Origin of the sequence: Vibrio kagoshimensis (assembly GCF_050337535.1) — a bacterium.
GTDB lineage: Bacteria > Pseudomonadota > Gammaproteobacteria > Enterobacterales > Vibrionaceae > Vibrio > Vibrio gallaecicus.
This window is the reverse complement of the sequence record NZ_JAKJSZ010000032.1, coordinates 1-17,109: the sequence shown is the minus strand read 5'-3', so window position 1 is coordinate 17,109 and position 17,109 is coordinate 1. Positions and strand designations below refer to the sequence as shown.

The window sequence follows — 17,109 nt, the reverse complement described above, 5'->3', positions numbered from 1 at the left end:
TTTATGAGGAAAAGGAATGCCTCTAAAAGCCAAGCTTATCTTGCTTACCTTACTGCCTTTATTAATTGTATCTGCCAGTATTAGCTGGATTTCACTACATCAGGCTAAAACACTCGGTGAGAAAGAAGTCGAAATTTTTAGGGATAGTTTGATCAAATCAAAAGAGAGCGCGCTGAAAGACAGTGTTGATCTCGCGTTTGATGCTATCTCTCATATCTATAATGATCCTAATGCTATTGAAGCAGAAGCCAAAGATGAAGTGCGCAGCATTCTTACCAAGCTAAGGTATGGATCTGATGGGTATTTTTTTGCTTACGATAGCGAAGGAACTAATCTGGTTCACCCCATCTTACCTGAGCTTGTCGGTCGGAATTTGCTACATATACAAGATAATGATGGGGATTACTTAATTGAAGCCTTACTGCGAGAGGCCAAATCTGGCGGTGGTTTTCATCAATACTTATGGCAGAAACCCTCGACAGGCGAAGTCGTCTCTAAATTGAGTTATGCCGAGTGGCTAGATAAGTGGGACTGGATGGTGGGGACAGGTCTTTATATTGAAGATGTTAGCCAAGAAGTCGCAAATATGCAGGCGGCGATCAATAAAAATATTGAGACAACCTTCTTTTCTATCATGGTGATTCTATGTGTCACTGTAGCAGTGATTATCGTACTTACTCTCGCCATTAATATGCGTGAACATAAGATTGCCGATAATAATTTAAAAGAACTAGCGCATAAGACTGTGATGTTTCAAGAGGATGAAAAGAAACACTTAGCTCGTGAATTACATGATGGAATTAATCAACTGCTTGTTTCCAGCAAGTGCCATTTAGAGCTTTTGAATCATAAAATTCAAGATGAAGAGCTACGGGTTTATTTAGATAAATCACAGCATTCGTTGATGACTGCCATTGATGAAGTTAGGAACATTTCACATAAGCTTCGTCCTAGTGCTTTAGATGACATAGGCTTAGAAGCTGCTTTATCGAGTTTATTGATTGATTTTAAAGCTCATTCAGGTGTGGAGGTTGAAACTTTCTTTAGTACTCAAACTGGGAAGTTAAAATCTGAAGCGGCGACTACGCTTTATAGAGTGGTTCAAGAATCACTGAATAATATTGAAAAACATGCACAAGCGAAAAAAGTGACTGTCGTTTTGCATCAAATGGGCAATATGCTCCAGTTAATGATTAGGGACGATGGAGTAGGCTTTAACGCCCAAAGTGTCATGCACAAACGTGGAATCGGCTTGAGGAATATGAGAGAGAGAGTCGAGTTCATTGGAGGTGAGTTTGAATTGGTTGCAGAGACAGGCTTTGGTACAGAAATAACCGTGTTATTAACACTAGAAGGATTGGTGTATGAGTGAAGCGATTAAAGTGGTGATAGTGGATGATCACCAAGTTGTGCTCGATGGCTTTATGGCAAGGTTAAGTTTAGAACCTGATATAGATGTGATTGGCACTGCGAGCAATGGGTTGGAGGCGGTTGAACTTGTTAAGCAATTAAAACCTGACGTCACCCTCATGGACATTAGTATGCCTATTATGAACGGTATAGACGCAACGCACTTGATCAAAGAATCTCAACCTGATGCAAAAATCCTGATGCTGACGATGCATAATAATCGTGAATATATTATGAAGGTGATGCAATCGGGGGCGGTTGGGTACATGTTGAAAGAAATATCATCAGAAAAGATGGTGCAAGCGATTAAAACAGTGAATCAAGGTTCAACATACTTTTGTGAAAAAGTGACTCAAAATTTATTTTCTCAACCTGTAAAACCCACTCAATCGCTGAAAAATCCATTAACAAGAAGGGAAGAAGCAGTATTGAAATTAGTTGCGGGAGGGGAGAGCAGTAAGAAGATTGCGCATCAATTGAATATAAGTTATCGAACGGTAGAAACCCATAGGCATAACATTAAGCATAAGCTTGATATTCACTCAACTGCAGAGTTGGCAAAATATGCTGTAAATTTGGGCTTAGTTGAATGATTTTACGCTAAATTACGGTAAAAGTGTAATTTAATTACTTTTATTGCTGGTTAGCCCAGTATTTTGGAGGTTTATTTAGTTTTTTTGCGACATATTGATACTATTCTCGACGGAATTTACGCACCGAATGCAATATTGCTAATTTAAGGTGCCGCAAATTAGAGAGGGAAAATGGAGCCTGTAAAGGATAAGTATAGTATTGATAATACTGATTACACAGTAGGTCAAGACAACGTCCAGAAGTGGGGTTTTGATGTACATAACCCTGTATTTGGAATTAGTGCTGGCGCAATTATTTTATTTTTAGTTGCACTGCTTGTTGCTGATTCAGAAACAGCAAAAGCCGCCCTTGATGGCATGAAGTGGAAAGTTCTTGGTAACTTCGATGGCTTCTTCATGTGGTCTGCAAATCTCTTTGTGATTTTCTGTTTTGCCCTCATTGTCTCCCCTTACGGTAAAATCCGCCTTGGTGGCAATGATGCCAAAGCAGAGCACTCAAACTTATCTTGGATGTCGATGCTATTCGCTTCAGGTATGGGTATTGGGCTGATGTTCTGGGGTGTGGCAGAGCCTGTTGCTTATTTCACTGGTTGGTATGAAACGCCTCTTGGTGTTGAAGCTCATTCACCTGAAGCTGTAAAGCTGGCGTTAGGCGCAACTATTTATAACTGGGGTTTGCATGGCTGGGCTATTTACGCAGTAGTAGCACTTGCTCTCGCGTTTTTCACTTTTAACAAAGGCTTGCCTCTTTCAATTCGTTCAATCTTCTACCCATTATTAGGTGATAGAGCGTGGGGTTGGTTTGGTCATATTGTTGATATCATAGCCGTACTAGCAACATTATTTGGTTTAGCAACGTCTTTAGGGCTAGGAGCTCAACAAGCGACAAGTGGTATTAACCATGTATTTGGTACCGATGGTGGTATTGGTATGCAGCTTGTTGTGATTGCAGTTGTAACAGCTCTAGCGACGATGTCTGTTATTCGAGGTATCAATGGTGGTGTTAAGTTACTAAGTAACATTAATATGGTGGTGGCCTTTGGTTTGTTGGTCTTTGTCGCTATTGCTGGTGGCATGGCGGGTATCAAAGCAATTCCAACAGCTTTAATGGGCTACATTGAGAACTTTATTCCGCTAAGTAACCCGCACGGTCGTGATGATGAAACTTGGATGCAAGGTTGGACTGTATTTTACTGGGCTTGGTGGATCTCATGGTCACCATTCGTAGGCATGTTCATCGCTCGTATTTCTAAAGGTCGTACCATTCGTGAGTTTATGGTTGCAGTGTTGTTCATCCCAACAACGGTTATCGTTATCTGGATGGCTATTTTTGGTGGCATTGCGATTGATCAAGTAGTCAATAAAGTGGGCGAGATAGGTATTAATGGTCTTCAAGACATCACTCTTTCTCTGTTCCATACTTATGATGCACTACCAATGAGTTCAATATTATCAGTGGTTTCTATCGTATTGATTCTGGTGTTCTTTATTACATCTTCAGATTCGGGCTCGCTAGTTATCGACAGTATTACTTCTGGCGGTAAAGTTGATGCACCTGTACCACAGCGTGTTTTCTGGGCTGTTATTGGCGGAGCTATCGCTGCTGTACTATTGTGGGTTGGTGGTACTGAGTCTATTCAAGCTTTGCAAGCTGGTACAGTATCAATGGCATTACCGTTTACCTTCATCCTGTTGTTGATGTGCTTAAGCCTATTACTTGGCTTACGTACTGAAAATCAATTGATGAAGTTAGAAAGTAGTACTAGTCAGTAAAGCTGATAGAAAAAATCATAATAATAAAGGTCGAGCTACTCGACCTTTTTTGTATGCAAAATTTATACAATATTGTTTAGTGGTCAAATTGTCGACGAACTCACTTCTGTTTGCTGAAAAAATAGCACTAAGCTGCTAGAATATGTGCATCCAAGTATATGAATTATTGTGAAAACGAGCTTATTCAGCTTGGATCGATGATGAAGTTCGTTTGTACAGTCACAAGGTAATAAGGGATATTAGTAGTATTCCAAAGAGAGGAATAATGACTAAAGGTATAGATAAATACAGTATCGACAGTACGGATTACACTGTTGGTCAAGATAATGTTCAAAAGTGGGGGTTTGATGTACATAACCCTGTTTTTGGGATTAGCGCGGGTTTTATTGCACTATTTCTAATTGTAGTAATGGTTACTGATGCTGCGACTGCAAAAGCGGCGTTGGATGGAATCAAATGGCAGATTATTGGTTCGTTTGATTGGTTATTCATTTGGGCTGGAAACATTTTTGTTATTTTCTGTTTGGCTCTGATTGTTTCACCGTTTGGTAAAATTCGTTTGGGTGGCTCTGATGCTACTGCTGATTACTCATTTATGTCGTGGCTTTCAATGCTGTTTGCTGCGGGTATGGGTATTGGTCTTATGTTCTGGAGTGTTGCTGAGCCTATTGCTTACTTCACAGGCTGGTATGAAACACCATTAGGTGTGGAACCTAATACTCCAGAAGCGGCCCGCTTAGCTCTAGGTGCAACTATGTACCACTGGGGTCTACACCCATGGGCTATTTATGGTGTTGTAGCACTATCACTGGCATTTTTTACTTATAATAAAGGCTTACCGCTTTCTATCCGTTCGATCTTTTACCCTATTTTAGGAGATAGAGCATGGGGTTGGGCTGGTCACATTGTCGATATCTTAGCGGTATTAGCAACATTGTTTGGTCTTGCGACATCCCTTGGTTTAGGTGCTCAGCAAGCGGCAAGTGGTATACATCATGTATTTGGGACTGACTCAGGTCTAGGGCTTCAAATTGCTGTAATTTCTGTTGTTACCCTATTAGCTGTTGTTTCTGTTCTGCGCGGCATTGATGGTGGCGTAAAAGTAATCAGTAACATCAACATGATTATTGCATTCTTACTTCTTATTCTAGTTGGCATGATCGGCTATGCAGTATCACTTGGTTCAATCCCTACGACATTAATGGCGTATTTAGAAAACTTAATTCCTCTAAGTAACCCACATGGTCGTGATGATGAAGCTTGGTTCCAAGGTTGGACTGTATTCTACTGGGCTTGGTGGATTTCATGGTCACCATTCGTAGGTATGTTCATTGCTCGCGTTTCTAAAGGTCGTACCGTTCGTGAATTCTTGACTGCAGTACTTATTGTACCGACGTCAGTGACATTAATTTGGATGTCAGTATTTGGTGGGTTGGCAATTGATCAAGTTGTAAACAACGTAGGCGAGTTAGGTTCAAAAGGCTTAACAGATATGTCGTTGGCAATGTTCCAAATGTTTGATTCACTCCCGTTTGGTAACATGTTGTCTATTATCGCGGTTGTTCTTGTATTAGTCTTCTTTATCACTTCATCAGACAGTGGTTCACTGGTTATTGATAGCATTACCGCTGGTGGTAAAGTGGACGCTCCAGTATTACAACGTGTATTTTGGGCTTTCCTTGAAGGCGCAATTGCGGTTGCATTACTTTGGGTTGGCGGCACAGAAGCGGTTCAAGCACTACAAGCGGGTGCGATATCTACAGCGCTGCCATTTACCATTATTCTACTTATGATGTGTGTTAGCTTATTGATGGGTATGCGTACTGAGAAGCGTTAATTCATCGATATAATAAGTGAATATGATTAGATAGCTAATCAAAATATATAAGAAAGGCAGGTGGAATATTTCATCTGCTTTTTTTGTTTTTGTACGAAACATAAACTGGTATATTTTTGACTGTGGCAGTGAATTGTCATGTTTTTTGGATTCAATTACAAATACTTACATTGTTAAAATAAATGGTCAAAAGCGCTCGAATTTGTGCGTTGAATTGGATAGTATGCGCGTGATCTCAATCACACATGGCGTAACTGACAATGACATTAACACTGAAGCAAAAGCTAATAGGCGCAAGCTTATCTGCGGTTGTATTAATGGCGACAGCCTTAACTTGGCTATCGGCAAACCAGCTTTTTGAACAAACTCGTAATGGGGTATATTTACGAGCAGAAAGCGTATCTGAAGCGGCATCGGAAGGCATCAAAAACTGGATCGATATTCGTAGGGATATTGCTTCAGCATTTAATGATTTCTCACAAGAAGATGATGTTGTTCCTTTCTTAAAGCAAGCTCGTGCAGCCGGTGGCTTTGACGATATTTTCTTGGGTACACCTGAAGGCGGTATGTACCGTTCTCATCCTGAACGTAACCGAGCGGGTTACGATCCTCGCCAACGTCCTTGGTATCAAGAAGCAAACGCAGCCGGTCGCCAAATTATCACGACGGCTTATACTGACGCAATTACTCAAGCGCTACTTGTGACAATCGCAGAACCCGTACGTCACAATGGTAACTTCGTAGGTGTAGTGGGCGCGGATGTATTGATTGATCAATTAGTGAGTGATGTTATTAGCTTAGATGTTGGTGATAATGCTTATGCAATGCTGATTGATGCAACCGACGGAACATTTTTAGCGCACCCAGATAAGTCACTAAGCTTAAAGCCTGTGAGTCAGCTTTCAAACGACCTATCCATGGCATCTATTGAGCAGTCAATGCGAACTGGAAGCATTGAAATGATTCATGAGCGTGGTGTGAATAAGCTTATCTATTTTACTAAAGTACCTAATACAAACTGGGTGTTTGGTGTGCAGATGGACCAAGCCACCGAAGAGGCTAATCACGGTACGTTACTTACTCAGCTAATTACAACGGCTGTTGTTATTACTCTAATTGTAATTGTCCTTGTGTCATGGCTTGTGAGTTTCTTATTCAGAGATTTGAAACGTGTTTCAGATGCTTTAGAAGAAATCGCTGGCGGTGAAGGTGATTTAACTCAGCGTTTAGAGCCTAAGAGTGATGACGAAGTCGGTCAGTTAGCTAAGAGCTTTAACCGCTTTGTAGGTAACATGCACCAAATGGTGATTAAGCTGAGCGATGTTTCTGCTGCATTATCGGAACAATCACGTTTAACCGCTTCGCAAGCTGAAGAAAGAAGTGCACGTATACGTTTACAGCAAGATGAAATCAATATGGTTGCAACGGCTGTAAATGAAATGGCAGCTGCGACTCAAGAAATTGCAGGAAATGCAGATCATACGGCTCAAAACTCTTCTGAAGCAGTAGTAGCAAGTGTTCATGGTACTGACCAAGTTGCACAAACTCAAAGCTCAATTCAAAACCTAGCGGAAGAGGTTCAGGTTGCAACTAATGTGATTCAAGAACTTGAAGAGCACGGTAATAGCATCAATACGATTCTTTCGAACATCCAAGGGATTGCCGAGCAAACAAACCTGTTAGCGCTGAATGCTGCTATTGAAGCTGCACGTGCTGGTGAACAAGGGCGTGGTTTTGCGGTGGTTGCTGATGAAGTGAGAGTATTGAGCCAGCGTACTCATGGATCAACTCAAGAAATTCAGAAAACGATTGAGTTACTGCAAGGTACAACAGGTAAAGCGGTAAGTATCATGAATGATAGCCGTTCCCTTGCAACAACCAGCGTAGATGATGCGAACTCAGCAGCAGCAAGCTTAACGCAAATCCATACTGCGGTTGAGCGTATCAGTGATATGGCTATGCAAATTGCTTCTGCAGCAGAAGAACAAGCGTCAGTAACTTCAGAAATCACTCGTAACACCGAAGGAATTCGTGACGTATCTAATGAGCTTGCCACTGAGGCGCACGATGCTGCAGATCAAGCCGCTCAATTATCTGAATTGTCACACGAGTTAGAAAACGAAATTCGTCGCTTTAAGCTTTAAGCTGATAGTGATGCAGTTTTGATGATTCTTAAGTGAATGTCATGACAAAAAAGGAGCCATATGGCTCCTTTTTTTGTCATCGAGATTTAAAGACAAATTGTGACTAGCATGAAAACTAAAGCCAGAAATCTTTAATAGGTTTACTGGCATCAAAATGATGGGCGATTTGGGCCTGTAACAATTCTGCGGTGGCAATTGCATCCGTAAGGGCATGGTGAGGCGAGTAATCAGGTAAACTGTAGCGACGTCTGCTTTGCCCAAGGCGAACAGACTTAGGTTTCTTACCTTTTAGCTTGTTCCAAAGCCCTCCTGCGTCTTTATGCTGAATTTGTGATTCGATCTCTAATGTATCGAGTACCGGAAATTCGATCCCTTCGCCTAGGCGAACTTTCAGAGCATTCTCTAAGAAGTCTCTCTCAATTCGGCGGTAGTGGACCACAACGATATGTCCTGATATTGCCTTTAGTACTTCATCAAGCACTTCATCTAAATCAGGCGCATCTATGATGTCATTGTGGGTAATGCCATGAATAACCACTGACTCTTCTTCAAGTTTCTGACTGGGTCTTAATGTCCAGTGGCGAGCATCTTTGAGATAGATTCGATTTAACGTAAATGGGACTAATCCAATCGTAATAATTCCGTCTTTCTTCGCATTGAGTCCTGTTGTTTCAAAGTCCAATGCTAAAAAAGTAACTTCTGATAACGGGGTATCAGGTGCAGGTAAAGGATTACTGTAGAACTGTTTTAAACGTTCATCTTTTGCCCGCTCAAGTTTCTGAGAGAATTTAAATGGCCAATCGACAGAAGGTGACTTAAATAATGAATTCATAAGCGTTACTTAAAGCTATTGTTGGCTTGGTAGCGGAATTTTAAGAAGTTCTGAGCGTTACTGAGTATTTGGAACGCATCTTTAAGGTTGCGGCGTTCAAAGTCAGAGAGATTTTCTGGCTCGATATTATTGTCAGGTTCAATCTCATTGGTGACATCTAAAGCTTGGTGTCTAATTCGAACCATAGAAATGAATTCCATGGCATCTTTTAAATCCTGAGCTCTGCCTTTTGGAAGAATGCCGGCATCGAGAATATCGTCTAGACGTTCGAATGAGTTCTGAGAACGTGATGCTACCGCGAGTGAGTGAACACGAATAAGGTCAGCAAGTGGGGCTGTACCACGTCTTTTCAGATTAATTGAATTGTTATGGCGGCCATCTTTTTCCATCACAAAGTCTTTAAAAAAACCAAGTGGAGGCGTGCGGTTTAACGCATTTCTGGCTAGGCAAGCTAAGAAACGATTATTCTTACGAGCGCGTCTAATGATGAAACTGTTTAGTTGTTCCGCCCATTTTAGACGGCCAAATACACCGTCTAAATCAAAAAATATGGATGCATTGAGTAATGCTTTTGGATTTGGATTATCTATCCAATCAGCGAAGCACTCTTCCCATTGGGTACGCGTCATTCGCCAAGTTGGGTTAGTCGCCATGATGTCGCCAGTACAATAGCTATAGCCACATTGATCCAATCCATCACAAATGAATTTAGAAAGGTCTTCAAAATATTGGTTATGTTTCTCATGATTGAATGTGTCATCAAGGATGATAGCGTTATCTTGGTCGGTCACAATTAATTGTTCATCACGACCCATAGACCCAAGAGCAAGGAAACAATAAGGGATAGGAGGCGCACCTAAAGATTCTTCTGCTAGTTCAATAATACGCTGTTTGAAACTGCGACCAATTACCGACATTGCAGTACCAACCATATGTGCATTGGCATCTTCGTTTACTAATCGAACAAAACTGTCTTTCACTTGTTCCGAGAGAACTTTAAGGTCTTCAATCGTTTGTTGCTGGAAAATACTGCTTACAAGTAGCAGAGAGTTTTGAGATTCGTAACGTACGATATCAGTGGTTTCGATAATACCAATTGGCTTTCTGTCTTTGAGGACTGGCAAGTGGTGTACGTTGTAGCGAAGCATGGTGAGCATTGCTTCGTAAACATAAGCGTTATGATCGAGCGATATTACTTCGTGAGTCATCACACTAGCAACATCATCTGAAGGATCAAGTCCCTGCGCGAGTACGCGTGTACATAGGTCACGGTCAGTAATAATACCGATTACTGGCGTTGAGTCATCATCTTCATTTTCAACAATTTCAGGATCAATAATAAGCAATGCTGAAACGTGTTCTTCAGCCATCATGGTCGCAGCTTCTTGGATAGTATGACTTTTATCTATAGAAGGAGCTTCACGTGTGAGCAGAGTCTTTACTTTAGAAGTGGTCAAGTCATTGGCATCGTTACTGTCAGAGTTGGCTTGACGAAGTCGAGCATTATCTTCTACTTCTACAAAATCGGCGAAAGTATCGAATTTTTCGTACAAATCTTGAAATACACTTTCTGGAATGCAGTAAAGTAATGTGTCTTCAATTGCTTTTACGGGAAAGCGAACTTTATTATTGGTGAGCAGCCCCATCTGTCCGAAGATATGACCTTCATCGAGTCTATTATATAACTCACCTTTTCGACGATATACTTCGACTTCACCACTTCTTACCATGTAGAGGTCGTTAATCTGGTCACCAAAATGAATAATAGGCGTACCTTGTCGGTAGTAAGAGATTTCGACACTATTAGTAATAATGGTGAGAGTTTCTTCAGACAATTCGCTGAATGGAGGGTATTGCGCTAGAAAGTTTTGAATTTCTAATAGCTCGGCTTCCATAGGGGGCATCCATAAATTCGTATGGTTTTATGTTACAACAATTGCAAATATATTGCCGTCATAATTCATTCTGTGAGCGAAAACCTTTTTAAAGTCTGATGGATAGGCTACCTTTTTATGAGTTCAGTCAGTTTATTATCAGTTAAAGAGGTGGCTAATGTTCAAGTATAGTTTGGTTACTGTATTGATGGCTTGTTCATCGATAGCATGGTCGAATGAAAACCCAACAGATATCCTTGATTACGATTACATTTATGCCTCAGCAGGATCTGGTAGCTTAAATGAGGATGCTGCAGCAAATGCGAATGCATCCGTGTATGCACTGGGTGTGAGTTACATGATGAATGATAATTGGTTGTTAATGGGTGATTATACCGCGAGGTTTATCCACCCTGATGATACGACTACTCGGATTGATACATTAATGGGTGGGATCGGTTATCGTTATAATCTCATGCAAGATTTCGATTTTATTGCTTCATATAATTTAGGTATAACGAAAGCAAAGGTTGAGCTAAATACAAATAATGTAGCAGTGTCTTCGGATACAGAGCTGATTCACGGTGGGAAAGTAGCGCTTAACTATGGCTTTGCAGAGTCTTGGATAGCCAGTGGTAGTATTCAAGTGAATAGAAGTGATCTTATTGATGAAGAAATTTATCAAACAAGTTTGCGTTATTTAGTCACAAGCCGGTTTGCGATTGGTGGTTTTTATGCTCACCGCGATGGTAATACACAAAGAACTAACGAGTTGGGCATCAACTTCTTACTTGAGTACTAAATTCCTTCTTAAAGTCATAGGGAGCATTGTTTACGCTCTGTGACTTTTTAAAATTTAGCGATTAAAAAAGCCAGCATTGCGCTGGCTTTTTACATTAATCATTAAATAATCGATAAGATCATTTGTATTGGACAACCAGCGTTATAAAACGGCTGCGATACCTTTACAAAGTGGACCCATATTCGATTTAGTCATACCAGCAACGCTGATTCGACCTGAACCTACAATGTAGATTGCAAATTCATCTTTAAGTCGAGTTACTTGCTCTTTTGTTAGACCAGAGAAAGAGAACATGCCGTTTTGACGTTCGATGAACGTGAAGTCTGCGTCTACACCTTCAGCTTTTAGCGTCGTTACAAAAAGCTCACGCATTTCTTGGATGCGATCACGCATCTCAGCAACTTCAGCTTCCCATTCTGCTCGTAAATCTGCATTACCTAAAATATGAGTAACTACAGCACTGCCGTGAGCTGGTGGGTTTGAGTAGATAGAGCGGATGATGCTCTTGATTTGAGAGAATGCAGTTGTTGCGATATCTGCTGATTCAGCAACAAGAGTGAATGCACCTACACGTTCGTTGTATAGACCGAAGTTCTTAGAGAAAGAACTCGCGACTAAAATCTCTTTGTTGTATTTAGCAAAAGTACGAAGACCAGCGGCATCTTCTTCAACACCTTTAGCAAAACCTTGGTAAGCAAAATCGAATAAAGGTAGTAACTCTTTTTCTGCTACCAATTTGGCTAGAGTTTCCCACTCATCAGCAGTTGGGTCGATACCTGTAGGGTTATGACAGCAACCGTGTAGAAGCACGATGTCACCAGCTGATGCTTTTTCTAAGTCAGCAACCATGCCCGCAAAATCTTTGTCTTTTGTTTCTGCATTGTAGTAGCTGTATTGAGCGGTTTCGATGCCGGCAGCAGCGAATACACCGTTGTGGTTTGCCCACGTTGGGTTACTGATCCAAATTTTCGCATCGCCCAGTTGACGCTTGATGAACTCACCAGCAACACGTAATGCACCTGTGCCACCAGGAGCTTGAGCTGTTTTAGCACGTAGACCAGATACGATTTCTGAATCAGCACCGAAAAGTAGTTTCTGAACGGCAAGACCGTATTCAGCAGTACCTTCAATTGTTAGGTAAGATTTTGTTTTTTCATTCTCAAGAAGCGAAGCTTCTGCTTTCTTTACTGTTTTAAGAACCGGAGTTTGACCGTCTTCATTTTTGTAGATACCAACACCTAAGTTAATTTTTTCAGCACGAGTATCTTTTTTAAATTCTTCAGTTAGTCCGAGAATTGGGTCTGCAGGAGCAGCTAAAACTTTTTCAAACATAATCTTCATCCATGTCAATTGAAGGGAGGATAGTAACAACTCCAGTATTTATACCTGTAAGGTTTTTTTAAGACAACATGAAGCGAACAGAAAAGTAAAAAAAAGTCAGTTTGAGAGCGATTATTCAATCAAGACTAAAGTTTTCATAAAAAAGCCCCTAATGAGGTGCTCATTAGGGGCTGGAACTTCGTGTTTTGTAAGTAGTGAATTAAACAGGCTGGGTTATGAAGCTTTCTCGCTCTAATTCACTCAAATCAGCCTTGCCATCTTTATAATTTGACGCGATATCCACAAACTTGTCTTCAACCGCTAAGAAAGCGTCAACTACTTGAGGGTCAAAATGTGTACCATTACCTTCAAGAATAATGCTTTTTGCTTTGTCATGAGAAAATGCGGGTTTATAGATACGCTTTGAAATGAGAGCATCATAGACATCAGCAAGGGCCATTAAACGCCCTGATAACGGGATATCTTCACCTGAAAGCTGATTAGGGTAACCAGAGCCATTCCATTTCTCATGGTGCGTTAAGGAGATTTCTTTGGCGACCCTAAGAAATGAACTGCTTCCTAATTGTTTTTCAGCTATAGAAAGTGCTTCTGCACCAATTTTAGGGTGACCTTTCATTATCTCAAACTCTTCATCCGTCAGCTTCCCTGGCTTAAGTAGTACATTGTCAGGAATACCGACTTTGCCTACATCATGAAGTGGTGCTGATTTATACAGTAATTCAATATATTGAGGGCTGAGTAACGAGGAGTGCTTGTCAGATAAACTGAGGTGCTCGGCGAGTACTTTGACATATTCTTGGGTTCTTAATATGTGAGCACCAGTTTCATTGTCTCGTGATTCAGCCAGTGCCGATAAACTCACAATTGCAACATCACGTGTAGTTTTTACTTCAGTTTGTGCTGACTCTAGGCTATCAAGCATCGAGTTTGTTAAAGAAGCCATTGAGCCGAGTTCATCGTAGCCAAAGATAGGCAGCCTAACGTTAGTATCACCTTTTGTTACCTTTTCTAATGAACACTCTTGACTGAGTAAAACTCGTTTAATGAGCTTACTCCATAGCATCATGATGGTAACAGCATAGCCAGCCAGTACTACAGATAGAAATATAAACTCTTTAATTACACTGATTTTTCCAGTTCCATCTAGCAAACGGGCTGGGTTGTGTTCTAACCAAAATACATCTTTTACAGCAACCATTGTGAGCATTGTAGTTAGTGTACCCAGTAGCAATACGACTAACCAAATCATTTGCTTTACTAAAGAGATACGCTGACCTGACAATGAAAAATCGAATTGACCAGTACGATCCATTTCGTCCATTTGAGCAAGTTTAGCAACTAGCTGTAAAATCGTTCCAGTGAAAAAGCCGAACAAAGACATTCCAAACAACACTTTTAGATTGCTGTCTATTGGGAAATCGTAACTCATACTGTAATAGAGCGCGAAAGGGACACTTGCGGCAAAGAATAGAGTGGTGTCTAACTGAGCAAACTTTGTTTCTTTTACTAAGGGATGTGTAGCGAGCACAAAGTGCCGGATCAGAAACATGATCGAAAATACAATACTGACGTGTGTTAAGACTTCTTGCGCAGTAAGCGTTTCTAACATCGGGCATACTCGCCCGCCATATATACCAAATAAAGCACCCGCAATAACGTATAACTTGAACGTTAAAGACGCATTATAGTTTGATTTATCCATGGATAAGCCCTTTTGTAATTTTGCGCTAGTACCTTTATTCATGCTCGCAGCTTTAATTACGCTAGTATCTCATTTTCACTAATATCATTATTTTCGACATAGTTTTTTACTAGCGGCATAGCATTTTATTAGCGATATAGTTCTTTTACTAGCGACATAGTTCTTTGCTAATTAGACGCTGTTTTCTGCATTGTAGTTGATGCTAGCAAGCGATAGCCATAACTGTGATGAATAAAGACCGGGGATTCTATCGGTAGATTTCACATAATGATATAAAAAATTTAACAATAAAAAGTATAGGTAAATCGAGTGCAGAAATAAAAATAGCTCCTAACGATATTTAGGAGCTATAACCAATTGATAAAATTGTATTTAATAGGGTTTGCGCGTTATTTTTTAAGATTTATTTGTGACTCAATAGAGTCTGTTTCTATATTTGGGTGCGAAGCTAACTTGTCCGTAGCCCACTCATTAATGTGCTTTAAAATCGCAGAAACAGCCTGTTTTTTGGAAACTGTTTGTCCCTGTTCTACTTCTAGTTTCTGTTTTGGGTGAGAACCTGTTGAATCTTCAGCAATGTGTAACCAGTCTGGATGCCAGTAATACGGTTGTCCGCTTGGTGCAGTCCAACTATGAACACCATTTGATTCACCTTTGTAATCTAACTGTTCTGCATCTATTTTTTTCATTGTTATCTCGCATAATTTGTAGGGTTAGAAACATGACTAATTAGGTCATGTAATCCAACTTAGCAGAGCAGACAAAGTTATCTGTGAGTTATTTCACACAATTACCGAAATTTACTGCAATGGTTTCGTTCGGTAGGTTCGAGAACTCACTTAATGTTAGAGTATCCAGTTGATTGAATTTATTAAGGTAGTTGTATTACATGGCACGTTATGAAGAACTGGCAAAGGATATCCGAGATCAGATCGCAAATAATACTTGGCGATCGGGTGAAAAGATCCCTTCAGTTCGAATGAGCTGCCGAAACTACAATGTAAGCAACAGCACCGTACTTCAAGCTTATCAATTACTGGAAAGCCAAGGTTGGATAACAGCAAAACCTCAATCGGGATATTTTGTGACCCCAAGAGTGGATGGCGTTCAAAGTAAGCCTGAAGAAACCAAAGAAAAAAAAGCCATTAATGATCGATTGTTTGATTTTTTAAAGTCGAGCTCTGCAGAAGGGGTGGTTCCTTTTGGCTCCGCTTTTCCAGATCCGGCTTTATTTCCACTTCCAGCGTTGACTCGTAACCTAGCTAGCGCAGGACGAAAGATGACAGGCGCTAGCTTGATAGACAATCTTCCGCCAGGAAGTGAGTCATTACGCCGCCAGATTGCACAGCGTTATCTTCAGCAGGGTATCACCGTGAGCCATCAAGATATCGTCATTACTTCTGGGGCAATGGAGGCTCTTAATCTTAGCTTGCAAGCGGTTACGCAAGCGGGTGATAACGTTGTGATTGAGTCTCCGGCTTTTTATGGTGCATTGCAGGCGATTGAAAGGTTAGGGTTGAATCCAATTGAAGTTGATGTATGCCCAGAAAATGGACTGGATATAGAACAGTTTTCACGTGTTTTAGAAAGCCATGATGTGAAGGCTTGTTGGTTGATGACAACATTCCAAAATCCTACCGGAACCAGCTTATCAAATGAGCAAAAACAAGAAGTGGTTCGAATTGCGGCTCAACATAATGCTTACATTATTGAAGATGATGTATATGGGGATTTGTATTACTCTGAAGTGAAACCTAAACCACTTAAAGCATTCGATAAATCAGACTCTGTATTACTATGTGGTTCGTATTCTAAGAGTTTATGTCCAGGTTACCGAGTCGGTTGGGTGGTGAGCACGCGCTTTACTGATCCCATACAAAAGCTTCAATTGATGTCTACTTTGTCGAGCAGTGCGCCAGTTCAGCTTGGCATTGCTCACTTTCTTACACATGAAAGCTATGATAATCACCTACGTAAATTAAGGAAAAATCTCATTACGCGGAAAGAAGCGTTTATTGAGCAGCTAAAAAGATACTTTCCTCAAAATATTAAAATACTTGAACCAGATGGCGGGTATTTTATATGGGTTCGCTTTGATCCTCCTTTCGACAGTAATACGTTTTACCAACAAGCTATCGCAGAAGGGATAAGTGTTGCATCGGGTGATTTGTTTAGCGAAAACGGAAGTGTGGATCATGCTATTAGATTGAATTTTTCCTATGAACTCACCGAGCAAAAGGATGAGGCGTTGAGATTATTGGGTAAGCTTGCACATCGACTTAATTATTTATAGCTCTGAATAACTAATTTTGGTCGCTTTGGCAGTTGTCTTCTACCTTGAGGGGTTTAATTCATATTTTATCGACAGAGCTCTCACCACATAAACTGTATGGCTTGTTAGCGCTAGAACTGTACGCCTTTGTTCGACGAAAACTGTGTTCCAATATATATAGATTAATAATTGGAGATAAGACAATGTTGAATACACAAATGGGAAATGAAGTTAAGTTAATTCTAGTGGCTATTGTATGCGCTTTATTACTCATTATTGGACACGTATTACTTGCTAAAGCATTTGCAGATATGGCTTGGGCAGAATACACAACCGCTGCTATCCCATTCGTTATGCTTGCAATTTGTGGTGTCGCCATCAAATTTGCAGCTTCTCAAGATATCGACTCTTAGCCGTGAGTCTTTAATTTTTGCATTTGTTCTAGGCTCTTGCGAATAATCCATCAAAAGAAAGCTCTACTATATTTAGGTGGAGCTTTTTTATTTGAATAAAAAAATCAATTATGATT

The 17,109-nt window shown here is 40.5% G+C and carries 13 protein-coding genes; 8 read left to right on the top strand and 5 right to left on the bottom strand.

The genetic code is table 11. The annotated features are described in order from the left end of the window. Positions 1-16 precede the first annotated feature (16 nt). From L4C37_RS21255 to L4C37_RS21235, 5 genes are all read left to right on the top strand, one after another. A complete protein-coding gene (locus L4C37_RS21255) occupies positions 17-1,372 on the top strand; it encodes a cache domain-containing protein (RefSeq protein ID WP_429769886.1) in 1,356 nt (451 codons plus the stop codon). Further along, positions 1,365-2,003 (top strand): response regulator, encoded by a 639-nt coding sequence (locus L4C37_RS21250; RefSeq protein WP_137372594.1) that lies wholly within the window; start codon positions 1,365-1,367, stop codon positions 2,001-2,003. The genes L4C37_RS21255 and L4C37_RS21250 overlap by 8 nt, the downstream gene beginning before the upstream one ends. Before the next feature lie 171 nt (positions 2,004-2,174). Continuing rightward, the gene (locus L4C37_RS21245) at positions 2,175-3,776 is read left to right on the top strand and encodes a BCCT family transporter (protein WP_372266244.1); all 1,602 of its coding nucleotides are present in this window, start codon (positions 2,175-2,177) and stop codon (positions 3,774-3,776) included. Positions 3,777-4,041: 265 nt separating this feature from the next. Beyond that, positions 4,042-5,613 carry a BCCT family transporter gene (locus L4C37_RS21240; protein WP_372266245.1) on the top strand — a complete coding sequence of 524 codons (1,572 nt, stop codon included), beginning with the start codon at positions 4,042-4,044 and terminating at the stop codon, positions 5,611-5,613. Positions 5,614-5,873: 260 nt separating this feature from the next. Beyond that, positions 5,874-7,757 carry a methyl-accepting chemotaxis protein gene (locus tag L4C37_RS21235; protein ID WP_137372597.1) on the top strand — a complete coding sequence of 628 codons (1,884 nt, stop codon included), beginning with the start codon at positions 5,874-5,876 and terminating at the stop codon, positions 7,755-7,757. A 115-nt stretch (positions 7,758-7,872) separates the two neighbouring features. On the opposite strand, the gene L4C37_RS21230 is transcribed toward L4C37_RS21235, so the two are convergent. Both L4C37_RS21230 and L4C37_RS21225 read right to left on the bottom strand, forming a co-directional pair. Beyond that, positions 7,873-8,589: a 3'-5' exonuclease gene (locus L4C37_RS21230; RefSeq protein WP_137372598.1), complete on the bottom strand. Its 717-nt coding sequence runs from the start codon at positions 8,587-8,589 to the stop codon at positions 7,873-7,875. Positions 8,590-8,594: 5 nt separating this feature from the next. Beyond that, positions 8,595-10,484: a DUF294 nucleotidyltransferase-like domain-containing protein gene (locus tag L4C37_RS21225; RefSeq protein ID WP_137372599.1), complete on the bottom strand. Its 1,890-nt coding sequence runs from the start codon at positions 10,482-10,484 to the stop codon at positions 8,595-8,597. A 157-nt stretch (positions 10,485-10,641) separates the two neighbouring features. Between L4C37_RS21225 and L4C37_RS21220 the strand changes: the two genes are divergently transcribed. Next, positions 10,642-11,265 (top strand): outer membrane beta-barrel protein, encoded by a 624-nt coding sequence (locus tag L4C37_RS21220; RefSeq protein WP_429769882.1) that lies wholly within the window; start codon positions 10,642-10,644, stop codon positions 11,263-11,265. 141 nt (positions 11,266-11,406) lie between these two features. Here L4C37_RS21220 and L4C37_RS21215 read toward each other — a convergent pair whose 3' ends face one another. The 3 genes from L4C37_RS21215 to L4C37_RS21205 form a co-directional block, all read right to left on the bottom strand. Next, entirely contained in the window at positions 11,407-12,597 is a 1,191-nt protein-coding gene (locus L4C37_RS21215; protein ID WP_137372601.1) for an amino acid aminotransferase, read from the bottom strand. Between the two features lie 208 nt (positions 12,598-12,805). Beyond that, complete coding sequence (locus tag L4C37_RS21210; protein ID WP_372266247.1) at positions 12,806-14,308, bottom strand: HD domain-containing phosphohydrolase; 1,503 nt, start codon at positions 14,306-14,308, stop codon at positions 12,806-12,808. A gap of 389 nt (positions 14,309-14,697) precedes the next feature. Continuing rightward, positions 14,698-14,997, bottom strand: coding sequence for a hypothetical protein (locus L4C37_RS21205; RefSeq protein ID WP_137372603.1), 300 nt, complete (start codon positions 14,995-14,997; stop codon positions 14,698-14,700). Between the two features lie 200 nt (positions 14,998-15,197). Here L4C37_RS21205 and L4C37_RS21200 point away from each other — a divergent pair, with 200 nt between their 5' ends. Further along, positions 15,198-16,601 carry an aminotransferase-like domain-containing protein gene (locus L4C37_RS21200; protein ID WP_137372604.1) on the top strand — a complete coding sequence of 468 codons (1,404 nt, stop codon included), beginning with the start codon at positions 15,198-15,200 and terminating at the stop codon, positions 16,599-16,601. Between the two features lie 182 nt (positions 16,602-16,783). Further along, the gene (locus L4C37_RS21195; RefSeq protein WP_137372605.1) at positions 16,784-16,993 is read left to right on the top strand and encodes a hypothetical protein; all 210 of its coding nucleotides are present in this window, start codon (positions 16,784-16,786) and stop codon (positions 16,991-16,993) included. The last annotated feature ends 116 nt before the right edge of the window (positions 16,994-17,109 follow it).

Coding starts and splice junctions, on each gene's coding strand:
- L4C37_RS21235 (WP_137372597.1), top strand. CDS start 5,874: ATGACATTAACACTGAAGCAAAAGCTAATAGGCGCAAGCTTATCTGCG.
- L4C37_RS21245 (WP_372266244.1), top strand. CDS start 2,175: ATGGAGCCTGTAAAGGATAAGTATAGTATTGATAATACTGATTACACA.
- L4C37_RS21225 (WP_137372599.1), bottom strand. CDS start 10,484: ATGGAAGCCGAGCTATTAGAAATTCAAAACTTTCTAGCGCAATACCCT.
- L4C37_RS21200 (WP_137372604.1), top strand. CDS start 15,198: ATGGCACGTTATGAAGAACTGGCAAAGGATATCCGAGATCAGATCGCA.
- L4C37_RS21195 (WP_137372605.1), top strand. CDS start 16,784: ATGTTGAATACACAAATGGGAAATGAAGTTAAGTTAATTCTAGTGGCT.
- L4C37_RS21255 (WP_429769886.1), top strand. CDS start 17: ATGCCTCTAAAAGCCAAGCTTATCTTGCTTACCTTACTGCCTTTATTA.
- L4C37_RS21205 (WP_137372603.1), bottom strand. CDS start 14,997: ATGAAAAAAATAGATGCAGAACAGTTAGATTACAAAGGTGAATCAAAT.
- L4C37_RS21230 (WP_137372598.1), bottom strand. CDS start 8,589: ATGAATTCATTATTTAAGTCACCTTCTGTCGATTGGCCATTTAAATTC.
- L4C37_RS21240 (WP_372266245.1), top strand. CDS start 4,042: ATGACTAAAGGTATAGATAAATACAGTATCGACAGTACGGATTACACT.
- L4C37_RS21210 (WP_372266247.1), bottom strand. CDS start 14,308: ATGGATAAATCAAACTATAATGCGTCTTTAACGTTCAAGTTATACGTT.
- L4C37_RS21250 (WP_137372594.1), top strand. CDS start 1,365: ATGAGTGAAGCGATTAAAGTGGTGATAGTGGATGATCACCAAGTTGTG.
- L4C37_RS21220 (WP_429769882.1), top strand. CDS start 10,642: ATGTTCAAGTATAGTTTGGTTACTGTATTGATGGCTTGTTCATCGATA.
- L4C37_RS21215 (WP_137372601.1), bottom strand. CDS start 12,597: ATGTTTGAAAAAGTTTTAGCTGCTCCTGCAGACCCAATTCTCGGACTA.